Source organism: Stratiformator vulcanicus, from assembly GCF_007744515.1.
In the GTDB taxonomy this organism is placed as follows: domain Bacteria; phylum Planctomycetota; class Planctomycetia; order Planctomycetales; family Planctomycetaceae; genus Stratiformator; species Stratiformator vulcanicus.
Genome location: NZ_CP036268.1, coordinates 1,990,375 through 2,009,018, shown reverse-complemented (window position 1 = coordinate 2,009,018; position 18,644 = coordinate 1,990,375). Strand labels below are relative to the sequence as shown.

Annotated in this window: 18 protein-coding genes; 5 read left to right on the top strand and 13 right to left on the bottom strand. The window is 58.4% G+C overall.

Annotated features, from left to right (window positions below; all coding sequences use genetic code 11):
• Positions 1-40: 40 nt before the first annotated feature.
• The 3 genes from Pan189_RS07830 to Pan189_RS07820 all read right to left on the bottom strand — a co-directional run bounded on the left by Pan189_RS07830 (position 41) and on the right by Pan189_RS07820 (position 3,381).
• Positions 41-1,537 carry a hypothetical protein gene (locus Pan189_RS07830; RefSeq protein WP_145363379.1) on the bottom strand — a complete coding sequence of 499 codons (1,497 nt, stop codon included), beginning with the start codon at positions 1,535-1,537 and terminating at the stop codon, positions 41-43.
• Between the two features lie 77 nt (positions 1,538-1,614).
• The gene (locus tag Pan189_RS07825) at positions 1,615-2,103 is read right to left on the bottom strand and encodes a VOC family protein (protein ID WP_145363378.1); all 489 of its coding nucleotides are present in this window, start codon (positions 2,101-2,103) and stop codon (positions 1,615-1,617) included.
• Between the two features lie 252 nt (positions 2,104-2,355).
• Positions 2,356-3,381 (bottom strand): glutamine synthetase beta-grasp domain-containing protein, encoded by a 1,026-nt coding sequence (locus Pan189_RS07820; RefSeq protein WP_145363377.1) that lies wholly within the window; start codon positions 3,379-3,381, stop codon positions 2,356-2,358.
• A gap of 370 nt (positions 3,382-3,751) precedes the next feature.
• Between Pan189_RS07820 and Pan189_RS07815 the strand changes: the two genes are divergently transcribed.
• Complete coding sequence (locus Pan189_RS07815; protein WP_145363376.1) at positions 3,752-4,753, top strand: serine/threonine protein kinase; 1,002 nt, start codon at positions 3,752-3,754, stop codon at positions 4,751-4,753.
• A 98-nt stretch (positions 4,754-4,851) separates the two neighbouring features.
• Here Pan189_RS07815 and Pan189_RS07810 read toward each other — a convergent pair whose 3' ends face one another.
• The 5 genes from Pan189_RS07810 to Pan189_RS07790 all read right to left on the bottom strand — a co-directional run bounded on the left by Pan189_RS07810 (position 4,852) and on the right by Pan189_RS07790 (position 10,210).
• Complete coding sequence (locus tag Pan189_RS07810) at positions 4,852-5,724, bottom strand: hypothetical protein (protein WP_145363375.1); 873 nt, start codon at positions 5,722-5,724, stop codon at positions 4,852-4,854.
• A gap of 26 nt (positions 5,725-5,750) precedes the next feature.
• Positions 5,751-6,338: a hypothetical protein gene (locus tag Pan189_RS07805; protein ID WP_145363374.1), complete on the bottom strand. Its 588-nt coding sequence runs from the start codon at positions 6,336-6,338 to the stop codon at positions 5,751-5,753.
• Positions 6,339-6,764: 426 nt separating this feature from the next.
• Positions 6,765-7,787 (bottom strand): hypothetical protein, encoded by a 1,023-nt coding sequence (locus Pan189_RS07800; RefSeq protein ID WP_145363373.1) that lies wholly within the window; start codon positions 7,785-7,787, stop codon positions 6,765-6,767.
• Positions 7,788-7,797: 10 nt separating this feature from the next.
• Positions 7,798-8,850, bottom strand: a complete 1,053-nt coding sequence (locus Pan189_RS07795; protein WP_145363372.1) for a hypothetical protein — start codon at positions 8,848-8,850, stop codon at positions 7,798-7,800.
• Between the two features lie 136 nt (positions 8,851-8,986).
• On the bottom strand, positions 8,987-10,210 hold the full coding sequence (locus Pan189_RS07790) for a pyridoxal phosphate-dependent aminotransferase (RefSeq protein WP_145363371.1): 1,224 nt from the start codon (positions 10,208-10,210) through the stop codon (positions 8,987-8,989).
• A gap of 230 nt (positions 10,211-10,440) precedes the next feature.
• Here Pan189_RS07790 and Pan189_RS07785 point away from each other — a divergent pair, with 230 nt between their 5' ends.
• Positions 10,441-11,640, top strand: coding sequence for a glycosyltransferase family protein (locus Pan189_RS07785; RefSeq protein WP_145363370.1), 1,200 nt, complete (start codon positions 10,441-10,443; stop codon positions 11,638-11,640).
• A 159-nt stretch (positions 11,641-11,799) separates the two neighbouring features.
• Here Pan189_RS07785 and Pan189_RS07780 read toward each other — a convergent pair whose 3' ends face one another.
• The 4 genes from Pan189_RS07780 to Pan189_RS07765 form a co-directional block, all read right to left on the bottom strand.
• Positions 11,800-12,381, bottom strand: coding sequence for a DUF1569 domain-containing protein (locus Pan189_RS07780; protein ID WP_145363369.1), 582 nt, complete (start codon positions 12,379-12,381; stop codon positions 11,800-11,802).
• Positions 12,378-13,295 (bottom strand): hypothetical protein, encoded by a 918-nt coding sequence (locus tag Pan189_RS07775; protein WP_310821230.1) that lies wholly within the window; start codon positions 13,293-13,295, stop codon positions 12,378-12,380. Before Pan189_RS07775 ends, Pan189_RS07780 begins: the two co-directional genes overlap by 4 nt.
• Positions 13,296-13,314: 19 nt before the next feature.
• A complete protein-coding gene (locus Pan189_RS07770) occupies positions 13,315-13,551 on the bottom strand; it encodes a hypothetical protein (protein ID WP_145363368.1) in 237 nt (78 codons plus the stop codon).
• 184 nt (positions 13,552-13,735) lie between these two features.
• Positions 13,736-14,083, bottom strand: coding sequence for a translation initiation factor (locus tag Pan189_RS07765; RefSeq protein ID WP_145363367.1), 348 nt, complete (start codon positions 14,081-14,083; stop codon positions 13,736-13,738).
• A 204-nt stretch (positions 14,084-14,287) separates the two neighbouring features.
• Here Pan189_RS07765 and aroC point away from each other — a divergent pair, with 204 nt between their 5' ends.
• Entirely contained in the window at positions 14,288-15,532 is a 1,245-nt protein-coding gene (aroC, locus tag Pan189_RS07760; RefSeq protein WP_145363366.1) for a chorismate synthase, read from the top strand.
• A gap of 12 nt (positions 15,533-15,544) precedes the next feature.
• Positions 15,545-16,456 carry a PD-(D/E)XK nuclease domain-containing protein gene (locus Pan189_RS07755; RefSeq protein ID WP_310821229.1) on the top strand — a complete coding sequence of 304 codons (912 nt, stop codon included), beginning with the start codon at positions 15,545-15,547 and terminating at the stop codon, positions 16,454-16,456.
• 773 nt (positions 16,457-17,229) lie between these two features.
• Here Pan189_RS07755 and Pan189_RS21295 read toward each other — a convergent pair.
• Complete coding sequence (locus tag Pan189_RS21295; RefSeq protein ID WP_310821228.1) at positions 17,230-17,388, bottom strand: hypothetical protein; 159 nt, start codon at positions 17,386-17,388, stop codon at positions 17,230-17,232.
• 325 nt (positions 17,389-17,713) lie between these two features.
• Between Pan189_RS21295 and Pan189_RS07750 the strand changes: the two genes are divergently transcribed.
• Complete coding sequence (locus Pan189_RS07750; RefSeq protein WP_145363365.1) at positions 17,714-18,544, top strand: DUF4261 domain-containing protein; 831 nt, start codon at positions 17,714-17,716, stop codon at positions 18,542-18,544.
• The last annotated feature ends 100 nt before the right edge of the window (positions 18,545-18,644 follow it).

Here is an 18,644-nt window from a genome sequence, read left to right as displayed (position 1 = left end):
CGGCGACTTGGGCTGGGCGGAACTACAGTCGATTCGCCAGTTATTCTGAATCGGGCTGCCGTTCCAATTCGATCACGACGTGTGGCATCTCATCGAAGAACCGCACGTCCAAGGGTTTGTAGCCGGGCGCTTCGACGCGAATCAATGCACTCCCCGTCTGATACGGCCCCGGCTCCGGTCCCGGTCGGAACGAGTACGCCGCGAAGATATGAGTCTGCAGCAGAAAACGCCCCGTTTGCGGATCGTACTTGCGCGGTATGTCCGCTTCGATGGCCTGACCCATCAGCATCGAGTCATTACGACGAACGAATCGAACTGACTTCGGGTGTCTTTTACCCGACCCGCGCACTTCCCCGGTAATCAGGATGTAAGTCACCCCATCGCCGTGTGCCCCCATCCGTTCGGGCTGCCGCCGCTTGTCAGAGCCGGGCCACGCGGAATCAGGTTTAAACCTACCGTCGGACTCAGAATTAATTGTGATGTGACGATCGATTTCGCCGCCGCACGCTCGCAGGCACGCATTCAGGAAGTGCTTGCGATAAGAGTTCGCCGTTTCGAGTTTCGCCTCGATTTGTGGGCGGTATTTCTCAGCCCCGATGAATGCGGCCGCCAGTGGCGGGAAGTTGGGCAGCTTCAATAACTCATTCTTAACGGCGTTGTATCTTGAATCCGTTTCAAGGAAAATCACGTACCATGCGTTGGCACGTTCGCTGACGAGACCTTGAATCTCAGGTGAGGACGAGAGCAGATCGGTCGCGAAATCGGGATGACTGAACAAAGACAAGAATGCCGATGTCTTAAGTTCCGGCTCAAATCCGCGAGCCTTCTTATAAAGTTGTTCGGCCGCCTCTGGATTAAAGCCGGCTTTATTCAGACTACTAAGAACGAGCGGCCGGCATTTTTCAGGAATGTCATCGAGACTACGGATGACCGTTTCTACATGCGGCTTGAACCGTTCTCGCCAGCCGGTCAGCAACGTGTCGAATTCCACCCATAAGCCCAGTTTGACTGATTCATCAATACTCTCATCCGTTAATCGGCCAATCAGCATCGCCACGTAAGGCTTCGGGTCGGGCAGAAGCTCCGGGCGTACTTGGCAAACATTCCAGTACACTTCGTGATGCTCCGACCGAAGTCCAATATCTATCCCCCGATCAATGCCCTCAGTCCTTCGCGGTGCTCGGCTCAGGCACAACGCCGCGGCATTGCGGAGATCCTTGCTGTCGTCCTGCAGGCCTTCGATTAACGCTTTTGCTATTAATTCCAGTTGGTCATCGGTCATCTTCTCCGGCTGCTTCACGACCTCGCGTGGGACCGGCAAATCTGAGAATCCGCCCCGCGCCAAGACGGTCCCTGTCCAACGAAGTCGAATGCGACCGAACGCTCGCATCCGCTCCTCAGCCGATCCTTCTCCGGCCTGTCGGATTTCTTCTCTGAGGGAAGTCGACTCGCTGGTTTGCTCTGAAGTGGTATCATCGGCCGCCGCCGAGACCGTGGCGCAGACTAGAAAGATCACAAAATTTATCATCTGCGACATAGAGGTTGCTTAAAAACTAAGATTTCGTGAAATAACCCAAGTACAGGCGACTCGACGTTACCGCGAATTCGTGAACCTTAAGTGCCTTCAAACGCTTGCTCCAATTCTGCTAAATCAAGTTTCACCATCTGCAGCATCGCTTCCATCGCTCGCCGGACCTTTTCCGAATCTTGATCTCTCAACATGCGTTCCAACGGTTCCGGTACGATCTGCCAGCGGACACCGAATTTGTCTTTCAGCCAGCCGCACATCACCGGTTCGCCGCCGTCAGAAGTCAGGGCATCCCAAAAGTAATCGACTTCTTCTTGATCTTTACAGGAAACCGAAAGTGAGATCCGGTCATTAAACGGTTCCTGTGGACCGCCGTTGAGGGCTTGATAGGGCTGACCGGCCAGCGAAAATTCAATCAGGAGTGCATCGCCGACTTTACCCCCGGGCCATTCGATGGTTGAACGGTTGACGTAATCGATTGAAGAATTGGGGAAGACGGACGTGTAAAACTCCGCCACCTCCTCACCTTCGTTGTCGAACCACAAACACGGAGTGACCTTCGGATCGACACTCATGGATTCCTCTTCTCCGCTCAAGCGTTCAGCCGGTTGTGTGAATCTTCGAGACGAAAGGACGGTAACGTCCAACCGACGAACTCAAGCGTAACGCGCCTCACGGATGACTCCTATTGAAAATGGAAAACATGTCACGGCTGAATTTCGCTGCCGTTATTGGAGGCCCCGAACTCGGTTGAGCGCAGCAAAAAACGCCGGCCCGAACGGGACCGACGTTTTTGCGAAGAGATCGATCTTCTGTCATGCAGACAATCAAGCAGGCAGCGATTCGCAGGCCTTCTTGACCGTCTCAATAATCACGGCGGCGATCTTGTACGGGTCGCCGTTCGATGCCGGGCGGCGGTCTTCGAGCCAACCTTTCCAACCGTGCTTGACGGTGAAGACGGGAATGCGGATCGACGCACCACGGTCCGAGACGCCGTAGCTGAACTTGTCGATCGACTGCGTTTCGTGCAGACCGGTCAGACGCTGATCGTTGTCGGCGCCGTACACATCGACGTGTTCTTTGATCCGCGGTTCGAATGCCTTGCAGATGTGGTCGTAGGCTTCTTTCTTCCCGGCTTCACGCAGAACCGTGTTCGAGAAGTTGGCGTGCATGCCGGAGCCGTTCCAGTCGCCCTTGATCGGCTTACAGTGCCAGTTAATGGCGACGCCGTACTTCTCGCCGATTCGCTCGAGAAGATAACGGGCAATCCACATTTCGTCGCCGGCTTCCGCAGCCCCTTTGGAGAAGCACTGGAATTCCCACTGACCGGCAGCCACTTCGCCATTGATGCCTTCGACGTTCAGGCCTGCTTCCAGGCAAATGTCGAGGTGCTCTTCGACGATATCGCGACCGTAGGCGTTCGTCGCACCGACCGAGCAATAATACGGTCCCTGCGGCGCCGGGTAGCCTTTTTCAGGAAATCCGAGCGGCTTGTTGGTGTCGACGTCGAACAGGAAGTACTCCTGCTCGAAACCGAACCAGAAGTCATTGTCATCATCGTGAATCAAGGCTCGACCGTTCGACGGATGCGGTGTCCCGTCGGCGTTGAGAACCTCGCACATTACAATCCAAGCGTTCACACGGCCCGGATCGGGACGCAGGCAGACCGGATGGAGCAGACAGTCAGAACTGCCACCCTCGGCTTGCTGAGTTGAAGAACCATCGAAGGACCACATATCGCAGTCTTCGAGCGTTCCGCCGAAGTCGGTCACGATCTTCGTCTTGCCACGGAGGCTCTGGGTCGGCTGATAACCGTCGAGCCAGATGTACTCAAGTTTCGTCTTGCTGCTCATCTACCGTCGTCTCACTTTCCGAAAATCGAACGCGGGGCTTAGAACCGCGGGTCGTGCCCGCACCTTGAGCAATCACTGCCACCTTACCGTGCAACTCGCTCTCATATCGTCGTCGCTTTTTGCAATAATTACAACGGCGGGAGGTGGAATACTCATCAAAATCCCGAGGTCGCAAAGGCCGTACCGGAGCGGAGCGTCAGGGAAATACCGAGGAAATTCCTCCATCAAAATGTGACTGTCAGCGACGCGTCAGTCGAGCAGTTTGCGACCCAGTCGTGCCTCAATGGACGGTTAGCGGTATGCTCGATCCTCCATACGACCGGCCGCACCGAACCGGTCCATCGACGATGTCGCCCGACGCGAGGGATTCATGAGCCGCACTGCTCCCCGTTCAGGAATCATTCTCTCCGGAACCGATCCCAACTTGCCCCCGGGTAACGTGGGCGAGTTCGAAAAGTACACCGATTTTCAGGAGATGGCCCGAGGCGGCAAAGCCCTGCTCACCGAATGCTATGACCGCATCATCGGTCGCACGGTGGTGATGAAACGGCTGCTCCCCAAGTTCGCCGAAGATGAGCAGGAGCAGCGACGGTTCCTGCGCGAAGCGCGCGTCACGGCTCAACTGCAGCACCCGAATACGGTTCCGGTCTATGACCTCGGTCGGGACGACGAAGGCCATACCTTCTTCACCATGAAGCGGATTTACGGGGAGAACTTCCACGAAATCCTGAAGAAAATTGCGCAGGGCGATGAGCAGACGATCGAGGAATATCCGGTCGGCCGTCGTATCGAGGTCGTGGCCGATGCGTGTCTCGCCCTCGCCTACGCCCACGCCCTCGGGGTCGTACATCGCGATGTCAAGCCGGAGAACATCTGGGTCGGCGAGTACGGGCAGGTCATCCTGCTCGATTGGGGCATCGCCAAGGTCTGGGGTCACTACGATGACTTCCAGCGGGACCCGAAAGACCCCGATGCAGTTCCCTGGGATGAATCGATCGAAGTCACGCAACAACTCAGAACATTAACTCAGGCGGGGCAGCTCGTCGGAACGCCCCTATATATGTCGCCCGAGCAAGTCCTCGGACACCGCTACCTCGACGAACGGTCTGACATCTTCGGGGCGGGAATTGTGCTCTACGAAGCGCTCGCGATTCACGAGCCGTTCCGCGGCCGCAATATTCGCGAAACCTTTGACCGCATCATCCACGAGCCGCCGACGCCTCCGCACGAGAAGTCGCCCCAATACGACATTCCCCCGGAAGCATCAGAAATCGCCTTAAAAGCCCTTTCAAAGAACGCGGACGAGCGGTTCCAGACGATGCTGGAATATGTCGAGGCCCTGCGAAACGTCGCTCGAAAAATCGAACCCTAAAACGCCCACAAGCCCGCAGCGCAAGCAAGGGACCTTAGAACACGCTCACCTAGAAGCCTCTCACCACCAACAAATAACGAAACCCCGCGGGGATGGAGTTACCGCACGACCGGCATCTGACCCGCAGCGAGATCAAACTCGGGGTAATCGGCCATCTTTGGAAGCGACCACGTCGACTCAGGAACGCTCGTCGGATTGACCTCGATCTCGCCGATCTTCAGCGTCATGTCGGTGTCCGCTTCGGGCCACTCAATGCGGATATGTCGCGGCAATTCCAAACCGGTCTCATCATCCGGCCGATAATCGTTCAAGAACGCCTGCGCGATAAGATCACCCTCGGGGCGCCACAATTGATGGGCGACCACACGGCCGGTCCGACTGTCGACCGTCACCATTCGCACGGCGGTGCGACCGTCATTGAGTTCGACATGCGAGAGCAGTTGCAGCAGTTTGGGATCGCCGGGGTCGGTTTCCAACTGGACGCCCTCGGGATCAAGAGGCACGACTCCGAGTACTTCCATCATCCAATCCGCTCGAAACGGCACCGGCATCCGATCCTGAATGCCGTTCATCTCTTCATGCTTGCACGTGAAAACGTGCTTGTAAGGGGCCGAGCGAATCCAGAACCACAGCCGCTCGTCGTTCGAACCGAAGTCGGCTTCGTAACCACGAATCGACTCGGCGACCATGCGAAAGCCGCGGGGACTCTCAACCGCCATATTCGCGGACAGGCTGATAGGCACGCCCTTGGCTTTGACCTTCACGTCTGTCGAACGCCAACCGGTCATCCGAGAGGCGGACCGATTCACCAGCGCGACGACTTCCTCTTTGGTTGCCCCCGGCCCGAGCACGTCGACCGGCTTGCCCGCGTAGGGGTTCCATTTCTGAACCGAGGAGCACCCGCACGACAGCGCACACAGAAGAGCGACCGCGACGGTCACACTAATTCGGCGGTGCTTGGTGCGGCTCATCCGTTCTCCGCAGGCGATCACTCGCCTCAGCGCGACGCTTCATACGTCGCCGTCTTCACTTGCCGCCGCCGCACGCACGCAGCTTCGGCTGAGTCAGTGATTTCCGACTCCGACTCTTCCGGCTCGGCAGGCAAGGGTGCCTGCGACAGGCCGGTCAGTTGTTTCTGCAGTTCGGCGATCTGATTGGTCGGCAGTTGCAGGTCGGGCACCAGAAACGTCCCTTCGCCACGCACACCGGCCAAGTGCAAAATCACCCGGTCGTCTTCGATCGTCGTTTCGTCCAGCACGAGCCGCTTCGCCCGGATTAGCATGAGGGCCAACGCGTAGCGAAGTTGCTGCTGAACGTCGTGTCCTCCGTCATCATCCAGTTGTTCGAACCGCTGCATCAATTCGTCGGGATCGGTCGTAACGACGTTCCCCTTCGCTTCGGGAATCCGACACAACCAATGCCCGAGTGTTCCATCAGGCGGACCCGGCCAGGCGTTCGGAGCGTAGTCGAACCGAGACTGCTTACCATCGACCTCGATAAGGGCCGATCGACACAGCGATCCCGGCTCCAGCGGCTCTCCGGTCGCTGAGCAGGTCGTCCCCGGCGGCTTGATCCGGTATTCCATAAGTCCGGTTCAGGCCGCCTGAAGACGGCCGAATGTATGATAATTATCGAAAACGCCACAAGGCGATTCCGCGTTCAGCCCGCCTCGAAGAACCGCGACGTGCTCCCGCCTTCGGCAACGATCTGAATCCGCACCGGTCGAGCACACCGGGGACAATTCCCCGCAAAGGCATCACCAGCCGCGGTTCGGCGAATATTCGTATAGACCCGACAGCAACGCATCAGCACGCTGACATAGGATGGTGATGATAATCTGCGGGAATCAGGAGGACTGGGCATGGCAGCGTGTCAGAAATGGAATGGTTCTCCGATCGATCTATCGGTTCACAGACGCCCCCGGCGCCGGTGAAGTTCCCGGTTCGAGGCGGGTTCAACTCGCCTAAAGGGAATCACCTTCCCGCCTTGCCCATCTTCCCCCACGCAGCCGCTATTTCTCGTCGGCCGCTTCATTCGGCCCGGGGGTCTTCAACAGTTCTTCGTAATTCGTGCCGTCATATTCGCCCGGCCGAATGACACGCTTCGACCCATCTTCGCGCAAGATGTACTGCTCACTGTTATCGGGCCCGCGGTAGTCGTGGACCATCGTCCCTGCAGGAAGCTCCGGCTTCAGTGACGCGCAAGTGACATCGCTATCGAGCCGTTTCCAATCGGTCACAATGCTTTCTTCGAACGTACTTGTCTTGCCATTCAAGCCTGTCATCTTGTGAGACCAGCCAATGAGTTCCACCGCCGGGTCGTCGTTTGTCTGGCCGTATTCCCAATCAAATTGAGCTGTCGCCATTTTGAATTGAACCACAAGCCGAATCGGAAGTGCCTCGAGCCGATCGTCGAAAGCGATCCACAGACGATGCTTTGCCCCGTGATCGCCATCGAATTCGAACAGGACACACTCGACCTCGCGAACCTCGGCCGATTCTCCTCCCTTCCGTATTGCCGCGTGCATCGCGTCAAACGGAAGCCCTGTCACCGGGTGCCAGTAACTCACTGCCGACACTGTGAAGTAAATGTTCGAAAGTCCGTCGCCCGGTTTCATATTGTCGGGCGAGATCATAAGTGACGGATGCCGCAAATCGTTCCCGGCAAAAAAGTACCGACGTTCGTCCGCCAGCACGTTGATCGCTTCTGACGTAACGAAGACCTCACGATCCTCTGACCAAAATCGACGAGTGTGGTCGAAGCGATAGCAATCCGAGTCTTTGAATCTCAGCCGACTGGTTTCTCGGCGAACGCGTTCGAACGTTGGCAAAAGTTTCACCTCCCCCGTTGCCAGCGCGTACGCGCCTCCCGTCGTCTTGGTGACCCACGAGATGTCGACGCCTTCGAACTGCTCCGCCCGCTGCTGCATCTTCTTGATGACCACGTCAGCATCGACTCGGACCGGATGACCGGCGTCGGCAGAATGCGCCGCGAGCAAACACCCGACGCACACCAAAATGAAATAACTTCGCACGACCCGACTCCTATCCGTCAATTCGCGGTGAAGGGACGTCTTCTTTGCCGGGTAATTCGCCGGAGCGCCACTTTTCGCGAAGCTCTTCCATGACTTTCGAGTACTGCCCTTTAGGCACCACCTGCTTTGCTCCGTCCTCACCGACGACGTAAACCTTCTCATCGTCGCGGCTGCGATAGTCCCAAACCATGGTCCCCACTGCGGGCTTTGGTTCAAGATCGTCACAGCGATCAGCCTCCAGCGTGCGCCAATCGGTCACGATCGCTTCGGTTCCGTCGTAAAATTTTCCGGAACCGTAGTACCGCTCCAATTTCCAGCCGATCAGCCGTGTAGCCTCAGCAGTCGGCTCCACTCGACCGTAGATCAGGCGAACGTCTCTAGTAGTTGCGCCATCGCGGGACGATTTACGCATGCGCAAGGGCAATCCGAGACGTTGTTTTTCTCGGCTCAGGTACAGTTCGACGGCGGCGCCGGCCTCGTTCTTACCCGTGAACTTCAGGCATGTAATTCCATCAATGGTATCCTCTTCCCCGCCCGCTCGAATGATCTCTTCGAACTGCTTTAAATTCCGTCCTGAACTCGGATGCCAATAACTCAATCCGAGAGGCGACATTCTGCCTTCATACATAAATTTGTCGCGAGTACCTCGGTTTAAACTCGGCGGCTCACTCGATGACCCGGATTGGTGAGTCACGCGATAGCCCACGGTCTCGAAAAGTTGAACTCTGTCGAGTTTGAAACGTTCAAGTTTTTCGTACCACGTCCACTTACGAAGATCGAGTAGGACGCAGTGTTCGTCGAGCAATCGCAGTCGACAGAACTCCCGCTTCGTGCGGTCGGCCGGGTCTAGGTCCTCAACAATCGATCCATCAATTGTGAAATCGAAATTTGTCGTTGTGAGTGAGACCCACGAAATATCAACCTTCCTGAATTCCGCAGAGCGGGCACGCAGATTCTTCAGAATCTGCTCTGTCTCGTGATTGGACCCCTCCTCCGCAAACACCGGAGAAAGCGAACAGAGGGCGGACATCAAAACGAGCGTACTGGCCGACAGCGAGCGCATGGGAGAACTCCGTAAGAGCGCGAAAGGGATGACCGCCGTGGCGATCACATGCCCTTCACGGTACCCATGTCTGGCCGTACATGCGAAGAAATTTCAGCGCGAACGCGTCTCCCACACGATCGACGGAGCCGGTCGCCTATGCCCCGCCAAGAAACTTCGTAATCCGATCGAACCCCTGCTCGATCGTCTTGAGGTCGGTTGCGAAGGACAGCCGGACGTAGCCGGGGGCTCCGAAGGCGTCACCGGTGACGAGCGCGACGAACTGGTCTTCGAGCAGGGCGGTGCAGAAGTCGGTCGCGTTGTCGACCTTGACGCCCTTGGAGCCGAGCGGCTTGCCGAAGTGGGCGGAGACGTCGAAGAACGCGTAGAACGCCCCGCCCGGTTCGGCATAGGCGAGGTCGGGCAGTTCCTTCAGTCGCTGCAGGACATACTCCCGACGCTCGGCGAACTCCAGCCGCATTTCTTCGACACACACTTGAGGTCCGGAGACCGCCGCGACCGCCGCCGCCTGACTGATCGATGAGGGGCATGAGGTCTCCTGGCTCTGCAGTTTCGCCATGCCTGCGGCGATCTCCAGCGGAGCGAGCGCCCATCCGATGCGCCAGCCGGTCATGGCGTACGCCTTGCTGACCCCGCTGACAATAATGGTCTTCTCCTGCACGTCTTTGCCGAATGATGCAAAGGAGCGAAACTCGGAGCCGGCGTAGATCAGCCGTTCGTAGATCTCATCGGACAGGACGAAGATGTCCCGCTCGACGGCAATCCTTGCGATTTGCTCCAGCGTTTCGGGCGGATAGGTGGCCCCCGTCGGATTGGTGGGGCTGTTGAGCATCAGCAACTTCGTACTCGGCGTGATGGCCGACTCGAACTGCTCCGGCGACATGACCCATCCCGATTCGACCGTCGTCTCAACGAACACCGGCTTCGCCCCGGTCAGTCCGACCAAATCGGAATAGCTCACCCAGTAGGGCGTCGGGATGATCACCTCATCCCCCGGTCCGCACAATGCGGTCAGGACGTTGTGAATCGAGTGCTTCGCCCCGTTCGAAACCACACACTGCGGCGGGTCGTATTCGAGGCCGTAAAAGCGGGCGTAGAGGTCGCACACTGCCTGCTTGACCTGCAGCGTTCCCGCGGCCGCCGTGTAATGCGTATCCCCCGCGTCCATCGCGGCTTTGGCCGCATCGCAGATGTGCTGAGGCGTCGTGAAGTCAGGCTCCCCCAGCGTGAAGGAGAGCACGTCATGCCCGGCGGCTTTCAGCTCCTTGGCTTTCGTCCCCGCCGCGATCGTCGCGGAGGGCTTAATGCGTTGAACGGCATCGGAAAGCACAGACTTCGTGGCGGGCGCGGCAGCGGACATAGCGATCTCTGAGGCAAAAGGGACGCGTGGAACACGATTCTCCCCGAACCCCCGGAGGCGTCAAGCGGGCGAGAGGTTCGGGGGGATGCGACGCGAGTTTGCACTTGTCATACTAAGCCTGACGCATGCGTCAGGCTTAGTATGACTTTTGAAGGAAGCGTGATCGCCCTCGACTTTGAACCTGTGGGTTCAATTGGGTTCGGTGCGATCGCCCCACACTCTCGATGGGCATGTACCTGATATCGCTAACGATCTCTTTGGCTGTCGCGGCTTCGCTGGCCGCCTCGATATGGCAGCGTGGCGAAGTCGGTCCCCAGCTAGCTCGGCGGGTTGGAGTAATTGGAATTCCGATCGCACTGCTGACGTGCATCGGTGCGATCGTGCTGCAGATGATCGGGACGACGGTCGCGCTCGCTGTCGCACGCAGGAGAAAATGGACGCGTGGGCCGTCGCTGGCTGCGCTTATGGCTGCCTGCCTGTTGCCGTATGTCGCCTGGACGACGGTCGCGATTCCCGAACTGATGAGACTGGATGAGTTGCGTCAGCAATTTCCGTTGACATCGTTGTCAAACCGTCTCCCGAACTTTGTTCCAATCGAGTCTCCGGAAACTGTTTCAGACCGGCTGCCTGAGCTGATCTCCGCTCGCCTCGAAAGGCAAGAGAATCATTGGAAGGAGAAATCCATCTACGTCGGGCGAGGGGACGTGCTGCATCGACTTCACGAAAGATGGCGCGACTGGTTTATCGTTGCACCGGGCTTCGGATACCTGCGAATGGGGCCGGGCAGTTTCGGGCCGAACACTGAATTCCTGGAGGGACCGCAGGCCGCGTCCATCGCTCTCCCGATCATCACTCAGGTTAAGGCATCGCCGGAGCCGGAACATCCAGAATCAGCCGAGCCCAAGTTCCAGCAGCCGACTCGACCCGGCTTAATCGAACTTCACGATTCCGGCACCGCTGACTTCCTCGACCCGGAGCGCATGGGCTACGCCGAAGACATTAATCACACAATCGGCTTCAAACCCCACGCGATGTCGAAAGTCCCCGCAGCAGAGTCGGACGAGAGACCAACCGAGCCGTGGACGCTGCATCGCCTCGAACTCGTCAGTCTGCTGCTGCACGATGAGCCGGTGGTTTACGTGTCGGACAGCCTGCCGCGGATGGATAATCTTCGCGATGTCGAGACCCGGCCGCTCAACGCATTTGAAAGCGGAGCTCTGGAACGCCTCTGGACCGAACAGGACCTCGTGATCGAGAACGTAACCGACGCTGAGCCCTCCCAAACCGAAGGCGAACCTTCGAACCGCGTCCGCATGCTCGGCTCGTTAAGAGCGATCGAGCAGTGTCAGGCCTGCCATAAAGTACCGCGCGGCACGTTGCTCGGCGCCTTCAGCTATGAACTGTCTCCGCCCGGAGAATCAGAAGATTGAATCCCATAGCTTGAGATCTGGCTCCGCTCCGCCCTACTCGCGTAACGAGCAACCAACGTGAAAATTTGCGTGACCAACTGATGCACGACTCGTAGCGAGTCATACTCGAATCACGAGTCGGCACGGGCGCTGCATTGCCCTGCGTACGACCGAAACTTCTTAAGAAGACTCACCAATATCCCGTTTCGACGCCTGCCAGGAATCCGTCGCCGGCTTCGCATTAATCTGCAATTCGCTGCCCGGCTTTTCCGGCTCAAGAAATCGTAAATGATGAGCCGCGTGGGCGGCGAAGAGTTCGAGCATCCGATCGTGATCGAGCCGACCGAACCCGGGGTGCGCACGGAATTCTCCTTCGTAGGAGAGGAGTCGCGAGATGCTTTCCGAGAATTTCCCGACCTCAATGGCGTCATCGAGATCACTCTTCGGTACAAATGGCGGAGCCGTCCGCAGCCCGATCGGTGAGTCTCCCGTGAGAACTCTTTTTAATAGCATCCGCCGCACGATCGGACGCAGCGGCGCGAATAGGGACATCCAACCCGGGTAGCCATCAATCGCGCAATCTTGGACGAGTCGTAAGTGCCGACACATTTCGCCCAGCGACCATTTCCCTCGGCGCACATAACCCGTTTCGAGCAGTTGTCGCGCTTCGTCGGCTGCTGCGGACAGGTCCGCGAAGGAGAGTTCTCTGAGCGAAACGGAGTCTTGGCCCCCGCCGCTTCCCTCGTCTGATGAGTCTTTCAATACCCACCCGCCTTCCGTCGCGGTTCGATTGCATCCGGTTCGTACTTCGCCAACTCCGGTTTCGGTGTCCGGCAACCTTCTTCGGGAACATTGAATCCGGCGCTCCACACGATCGCGTTTGTGACAAACGTTCGCAGGTCGTCGACGAGCCAGTTCCTATAGTAGTGGGGCATCACGATCCCGACGCCGCGACCGCCGTCTTTGCGTTCGACGCTCCAAGCCGTGATCTGCTCCGTCGGATCATTCGGCGGAAGCATCGATGTCGCCAGTGGCGTCACATTTTCAGCGAGGCCATCGGGGCCAAGGTAGTTATTAATATACGGCTCATCATCGAATTTAAATTCCTGCCAACCCCTTAAGATGGGATGTTCCACCGCCGTCGGTTCAATGGTTGCCTTCATTAAGCGGGCGATCGACTTGTGATGCTTGCACCGCGTCGCGAAGTAACCGCCCATCCAAGTTAAGAGGGGGTGCTGCTCGCCTTTCGCGTGATAGGGAGCGACGTGCTGTTCCTCCAACCCGGTCGCGTAGTGGATACAGACAATTCCGCAGTCGCGGCTCATCGCACCGACGACGTCGGCCATCGCCTGCTGGCGATTCTTCACCGCCTCCGCCGGGAATTTGTCGCCAATAAAGACCAGCGTCGCGGCGTTCTCTATTGAAGACCGATCCTCCGGCCACCCGACCGACACCTCGGCTGATAATCCGTCGAGCCCCAACCGATTCACACAATCAGCCATCAATCGGCCTCCGGCCTTCACCTCATGCGTCCCCGGCGGGTGATTGCTCGGGCCGACGATCACGAGGGCGCGGCGGTCGCGACTCGGATCGTCCCCAAGCGAAAACAAGGGAGTGCCATACGCGACGGCAGCCCCTCCGGCCGCTTTTAAGACCTGTCGTCTTTGAAACTTCATTTTCGCTCCAAGCCTATTATTAATGACTGAAAACCGGGACGACCAGTAATTCGAACAAAGCCCGAACCCAAAGTACGAGGAGCGGTAATCCGAAAAAATCCACCCGTACGACACTCTTCGGCCGATCCACAAAATGCACTGTGCTTAACGCATAAATGCCGCCAAGCACGAGATAGGGATAAAGCCGGCCCAGTTGCTCAATCACCCAGTAATTGATGTCGTATGCGACGCCGAGCGGACGCTGCGATGACGCCATGACATCAAAAAATATTCCGTAAAGAGTTACACAACCGAATGCCCAGACAACATACAAAATCCTGAGACAGGATGTGCGGAACAGACTCGCAAATAGCCCGGGCAACTTCACCTCTCATCCCTCAACTCTAAACCCGCGGCAACGCCGCGCTTCCTGTCGGGCGCGGCTAAACGACCTTTCATCATTAACCTTTGACCGCCACTCGATATCCCAATCCCGCCATCGTTGCCCGCACTTTCTCCACCTGACTGCCCTGAATCTCCAACGTCGTTCCATCGAGGGTCCCACCCGCTCCGCAGGCGGCTTTCAGTTTCGACAGCAGCTCCGGCAATTCATCTTCTCGCTCCAGCAGCCCGCGCACGACCGTCACCACCTTGCCGCGCTTTCGCTTTTCGACGGCGATGCGTGCCGTGCGCGATTGGGGGGCCAGCGGCTCCTTCGGCGGCGGCGGACAGGTGCACGCCTCCTCCAACTCATCACACCGCTCGCACCGCGGCGGCCGATCGAACTGCGTGCCTTCGAATAATCGCATGGCGGAGGGTTCAGGGTTCAGAGGTTACGCGCCAAAGTCCTGATCATCCTCCCTGACGAAAGATCCCTCAACCCTCAACCACAGCTTCGCCGTACGCTCGCTCCCACAAGCCGAGCGCAACCCTTACACTGCAACCGGATCCCTCCCGCCGCGATGAACTCGCGACGCGCGTCGACTCACCACGGCACAAACACACGAAGTGTGATGGCAGGAAATTCATTCGGACAGCTCTTTCGCATCACCACCGCCGGCGAGAGCCACGGGCCGGGGAACGTCGTGATTGTCGACGGCGTGCCGCCCGGAATACCGATCACCGTGGAAGATCTGCAGGTCGATCTCGACCGCCGGCGTCCCGGACAGTCGAAGATCGTCACGCAGCGCAAGGAGCCGGACGAGCCGGAAATCCTCTCGGGCGTGTTCGAAGGCCGGACCACAGGAACCTCGATCGCGATTCTGATCCGCAATCAGGACCAGCGCTCGAAGGACTACTCCGACATCAAAGACAAATACCGCCCCGGCCACGCGGATTACACCTTCGACGCGAAATACGGCTTCCGCGACTACCGCGGAGGCGGCCGCAGCTCCGCCAGAGAAACCACTGCCCGAGTCGCCGCGGGGGTGATTGCCAAGAAGCTCATCGCCGAAGCCTTCGGCGGGCAGGTCGTGGGCTACGTGAAGCAAGTCGGCGACATTGTGGCTGACATCCCTCGACCCGAAGACGTCACCCTCGAACAAGTCGAAAAACGTCCGGACGGCGAGCCGAACATCGTACGCTGCCCCGACCTTGCCGCGGCCGATCGCATGATCGCGCTGATCGACAAGGTTCGCAAAGATCAGGACAGCATCGGCGGCGTCAGCGAGATCGTCGCGACCGGCATCCCCCCCGGCCTCGGCGAGCCGGTGTTCGACAAGATCAAAGCCGACCTCGCGAAAGCCCTGTTCAGCCTCCCCGCCGTCCTCGGCGTCGAATACGGCATCGGCTTCGCCTGCGCCACAATGCGCGGCAGCGAGAATAATGATGTGTTTGAGCGGGCGAGCGAAGGGGCTAGAGTCGAGAGGCCAGAGGCCAGAGCACCAAGCGAGCCGGAAGCGTCAGCGCCCGGAGCCAAGTCATCGGCGAGCGACAACGGGCCAGAGGTGAGTGACAAAGGCCAAGCCCGACAGCCCTCTCCCTCCATCGCCACCCAATCCAACCGCCACGGCGGCATGCTCGGCGGGATCACCTCCGGCATGCCGATCGTGCTGCGGGCGGCGATCAAACCGACCAGCTCGCTGTCCAAAAAGCAGCCCACGGTCGACAACACCGGCACCCCCACCACCATCCAAACCAAAGGCCGCCACGACCCCTGCCTGCTACCCAGATTCGTCCCCATGGGCGAAGCGATGGTGGCGATTGTAATCGCGGATCATTGGTTAAGGTGGCGGGCTCAGTGTGGGTGGGCGCCGTAGGAGAAATGGCCAATGCAAAACATCAAGATTCCACGATCGGTATGTGCCGTTGTCGCGAGCGTGCTTCATGGGTCGCATCCGGTGCTGGATGCTAAATTCGCATCTGCTGGCGTCCCCGGCCCCCCGCCGGACTTGCCTCACGCCACCAAATGGAAGGAGTGGCTGTATCGGGCCGGTAAAGACCCCTCCGTTGATAGCTTGTGCGTTCTCGGAAGCTTGATTGAAGAGTTTATGGATGTGCCGCCGCTGCCCAATTCGGGGGCGACTTTTAAATTACTTGGTCAACAATTCGGTGATGAAAGTAATCCGCTTAAAGCTTATCAAGAAGAGCGGCAGCGTCTTGAAACTACTTTGGAAGCTGCAGGTCTTCGTTACTTTAATGGCGGTCGGGTTTTGCCAATTTCATCGTCGCCGTCCGAGACAGTCGCCGATACCAACGGCGAACAAACGCGTCGTCCACAGCAGGTAGAAGAATTAATTGAAGTCATTGTACGCGGTGCAAATCGAGCTATGTACCCACTCACTCATCGACGGAAAGGACTGACATCGCTGACTTTCACTTCGGAATACGACATTCAGGATCTCCTTCATTCGCACCTTCGTTCTTGGATAGCGGACATTCGTCCTGAGGAATATACGCCGAGCTACGCGGGCGTGAGCACTCGTATGGACTTCCTTTTGCCTCGGTACAAGATGGTCATTGAAGTGAAAAGGGTTAGAGATAAATCGCACGCATCGAGAATCGGCCAAGAACTGATAATTGACATGGAACACTACCGGGCCCACCCTTCGTGTGACTCTCTATGGTGTGTAGTTTACGACCCCGGACACTTCATTGAGAATCCCAACGGCATCACAAAGGACCTCGAAGGAAAGCGGACAAGTCCGGGTGGATCAGTCTCCGTCCGAATATTCGTGCTGTGACTGCCCCCGCAGGGTTGAATCCGCTCGCCTCTTGCACCGCTTGGCTACCGGAATCGTCAAAGGCCGTCGCGATTGCGAATCCTGCCAACGCGAAGCGAGCACCCCACTGCGGGCGCGAGACGCACTCCGGCCCCCTAAAACGGCTGATGCTGCCGCAGGCCCAACGGCACGAACGTGCCCCCTCTCCTCTGGGGAGAGGGGAACGCGGCGGAGGTTTGAAGTGACCGCCGCGGTTGCGATGCTCTGATTTAAACTTTCAGAGCATCCACCGGTGCCGTCCTGCGACCGCCCCCGTGGGCCCCTCAACCGGCCTTCGGCCACCTTCTCCCAAGTGGAGAAGGGAGGGGTGAGGCCGTCTTCCCAGTTCTCACGGCTCAAGCTGCCGCCGGGTGCCGGGGGCGTGTCGCCCCCGCAGGGTTGAGTCCGCTCGCTTCTTGCATCGCTGGCTACCGGAATCGTCAATGGCTTTCACGATTGCGAATCCTGCCATACCGAAACGAGCACCCTACTGCGGGGTCAAGACGCACCCCGACACACCGAACAGCCAATGCTGCCGCAGGCCCAACGGCACGAACGTGCCCTCTGGGGAGAGGGTTGGGGTGAGGGGAATGGGGCGGCGGTTTGAAGTGACCGCCGCGGTTGCGATACTTTGATTTCATCCTTCAGAGCAGCAAGCGGTGCCGTCGTGCGAACGCCCCCGTACCCCCTCATCCGGCCTGTCGGCCACCTTCTCCCAAGGGAGAAGGCACCATTCCAGGGTCACCGCCTCGACTTCAAAAGCTGCCGCAGGCGCAGAGGCACGCACGTGCCCTCAACCGGCCTTCGGCCACCTTCTCCCAAGTGGAGAAGGGAGGGGTGAGGCCGTCTTCCCAGTTCTCACGACTCATGCTGCCGCAGGCCCAAGGCACGAACGTGCCCGCGGCATCATCCATCGCTCAAAGCGAGCTCAAGTTGAGTCGCCGGCGATGGGGTGAGAAGAGGGGGTCGACCGGTCCTCTATCCTTTGCAGGTCGGTTGCGCAGTGGGGGAGGAATTCGGGCCTTCGGTCAGCAGTTGGGGCGGTTCTCGGCTGGTCTCTCGGTCGAATTTTCCTTTGCCGCACTTTGGCGAATGCAAAGCGGCTCAGCACGGGCTTGCGGCCTTCGGCGTTGCGGCGAAACTTGCACGGCAGCTTTGGTTCTTTAGAATCCCAGCCGTCCATATGGTCGTTAGCACATTACTTTCGGAAGCCCCTTCCAGCTTTGCGAGTTTGAATTCATGCCATTCTCAAATCCGTTTCGACGTTCCAAATCAGCAGATGCCAAACCGTCCGGCAATGCGGCGGAGAACTCGGAAGATCCGACGCGGCACTGCTTTGTTTTGTGCGAACACGCTCAGCCCGGAGACCTTTCCGAAGCGGACCAGATTGTCGCCGAGGTCTTCGGGCCGGGCTATTCGGCCGACACGAGCGAGCCCAAAGTCATCAGCGTGATGCACGGAAAGGAAACCGTCGGGTTCCTGGCACACATGCCCGCGCCCATTCCGGAGGGAGAGGCGGAGGAGAACGCGGCGGGCAATTTCCTATGGCCCGACGGAAAAGAGAAAGTCGCCCAACACCAATCACATATCATCGTGACGAATGTCGGCGGGAGCAGCGAGTCGGCCATCGGGTCGGCCCTCACAGTCTCGCGCCTCGCATTGGTCGCGCTGCGGCTGTACGACGGAATGGGCGTCTACTGGGGGAACGCGAGCGTCTGCAACTCGCGAGAAGTCTTCGAGAGCTTCTGCGAGGACATGAGCGAAGAACAGTTGCCGGTTCCCGCGTGGCTGCGATTTCAATTCGGCCCGGCGTCGGAGAATGAGATTGGCGTTTACACACTCGGCATGCGTCAGTTCGGGTTAATGGAGCTTGAAGTCGACCGCTGCTCGATGGATCTGGGTGAGCTGTTCGAATTCGTCTCGAACCTCGCGCACTACTTGATTCTAAGCGGCCCGGTGATCGAAGACGGGAATACGGTCGGCGGAAGCGAGGAGGAGCGCATTCTCGTACGGCACCGGCCGAGCATGATCGAGAAGAGCCGAAAGGTTTATAAGATTGTGTTTGAATGACAATGATCGTTCTTCGGTGCGAATTTGGTGCGAACCGTTGAAGACCTTAATAATTTATACGGCGGCCGCAGGGGGTCAAAGGCACGAATGTGCCCCCTCT

Bases quoted from the DNA above. Each gene is read 5' to 3' on its own strand.
- Pan189_RS07790 (WP_145363371.1), bottom strand. From the start codon at position 10,210: ATGTCCGCTGCCGCGCCCGCCACGAAGTCTGTGCTTTCCGATGCCGTT.
- Pan189_RS07750 (WP_145363365.1), top strand. From the start codon at position 17,714: ATGCCATTCTCAAATCCGTTTCGACGTTCCAAATCAGCAGATGCCAAA.
- Pan189_RS07795 (WP_145363372.1), bottom strand. From the start codon at position 8,850: ATGCGCTCGCTGTCGGCCAGTACGCTCGTTTTGATGTCCGCCCTCTGT.
- Pan189_RS07770 (WP_145363368.1), bottom strand. From the start codon at position 13,551: ATGGCGTCATCGCAGCGTCCGCTCGGCGTCGCATACGACATCAATTAC.
- Pan189_RS07815 (WP_145363376.1), top strand. From the start codon at position 3,752: ATGAGCCGCACTGCTCCCCGTTCAGGAATCATTCTCTCCGGAACCGAT.
- Pan189_RS07775 (WP_310821230.1), bottom strand. From the start codon at position 13,295: ATGAAGTTTCAAAGACGACAGGTCTTAAAAGCGGCCGGAGGGGCTGCC.
- aroC (WP_145363366.1), top strand. From the start codon at position 14,288: ATGGCAGGAAATTCATTCGGACAGCTCTTTCGCATCACCACCGCCGGC.
- Pan189_RS07810 (WP_145363375.1), bottom strand. From the start codon at position 5,724: ATGAGCCGCACCAAGCACCGCCGAATTAGTGTGACCGTCGCGGTCGCT.
- Pan189_RS07785 (WP_145363370.1), top strand. From the start codon at position 10,441: ATGTACCTGATATCGCTAACGATCTCTTTGGCTGTCGCGGCTTCGCTG.
- Pan189_RS21295 (WP_310821228.1), bottom strand. From the start codon at position 17,388: ATGGATGATGCCGCGGGCACGTTCGTGCCTTGGGCCTGCGGCAGCATG.
- Pan189_RS07830 (WP_145363379.1), bottom strand. From the start codon at position 1,537: ATGTCGCAGATGATAAATTTTGTGATCTTTCTAGTCTGCGCCACGGTC.
- Pan189_RS07805 (WP_145363374.1), bottom strand. From the start codon at position 6,338: ATGGAATACCGGATCAAGCCGCCGGGGACGACCTGCTCAGCGACCGGA.
- Pan189_RS07755 (WP_310821229.1), top strand. From the start codon at position 15,545: ATGCAAAACATCAAGATTCCACGATCGGTATGTGCCGTTGTCGCGAGC.
- Pan189_RS07825 (WP_145363378.1), bottom strand. From the start codon at position 2,103: ATGAGTGTCGATCCGAAGGTCACTCCGTGTTTGTGGTTCGACAACGAA.
- Pan189_RS07765 (WP_145363367.1), bottom strand. From the start codon at position 14,083: ATGCGATTATTCGAAGGCACGCAGTTCGATCGGCCGCCGCGGTGCGAG.
- Pan189_RS07820 (WP_145363377.1), bottom strand. From the start codon at position 3,381: ATGAGCAGCAAGACGAAACTTGAGTACATCTGGCTCGACGGTTATCAG.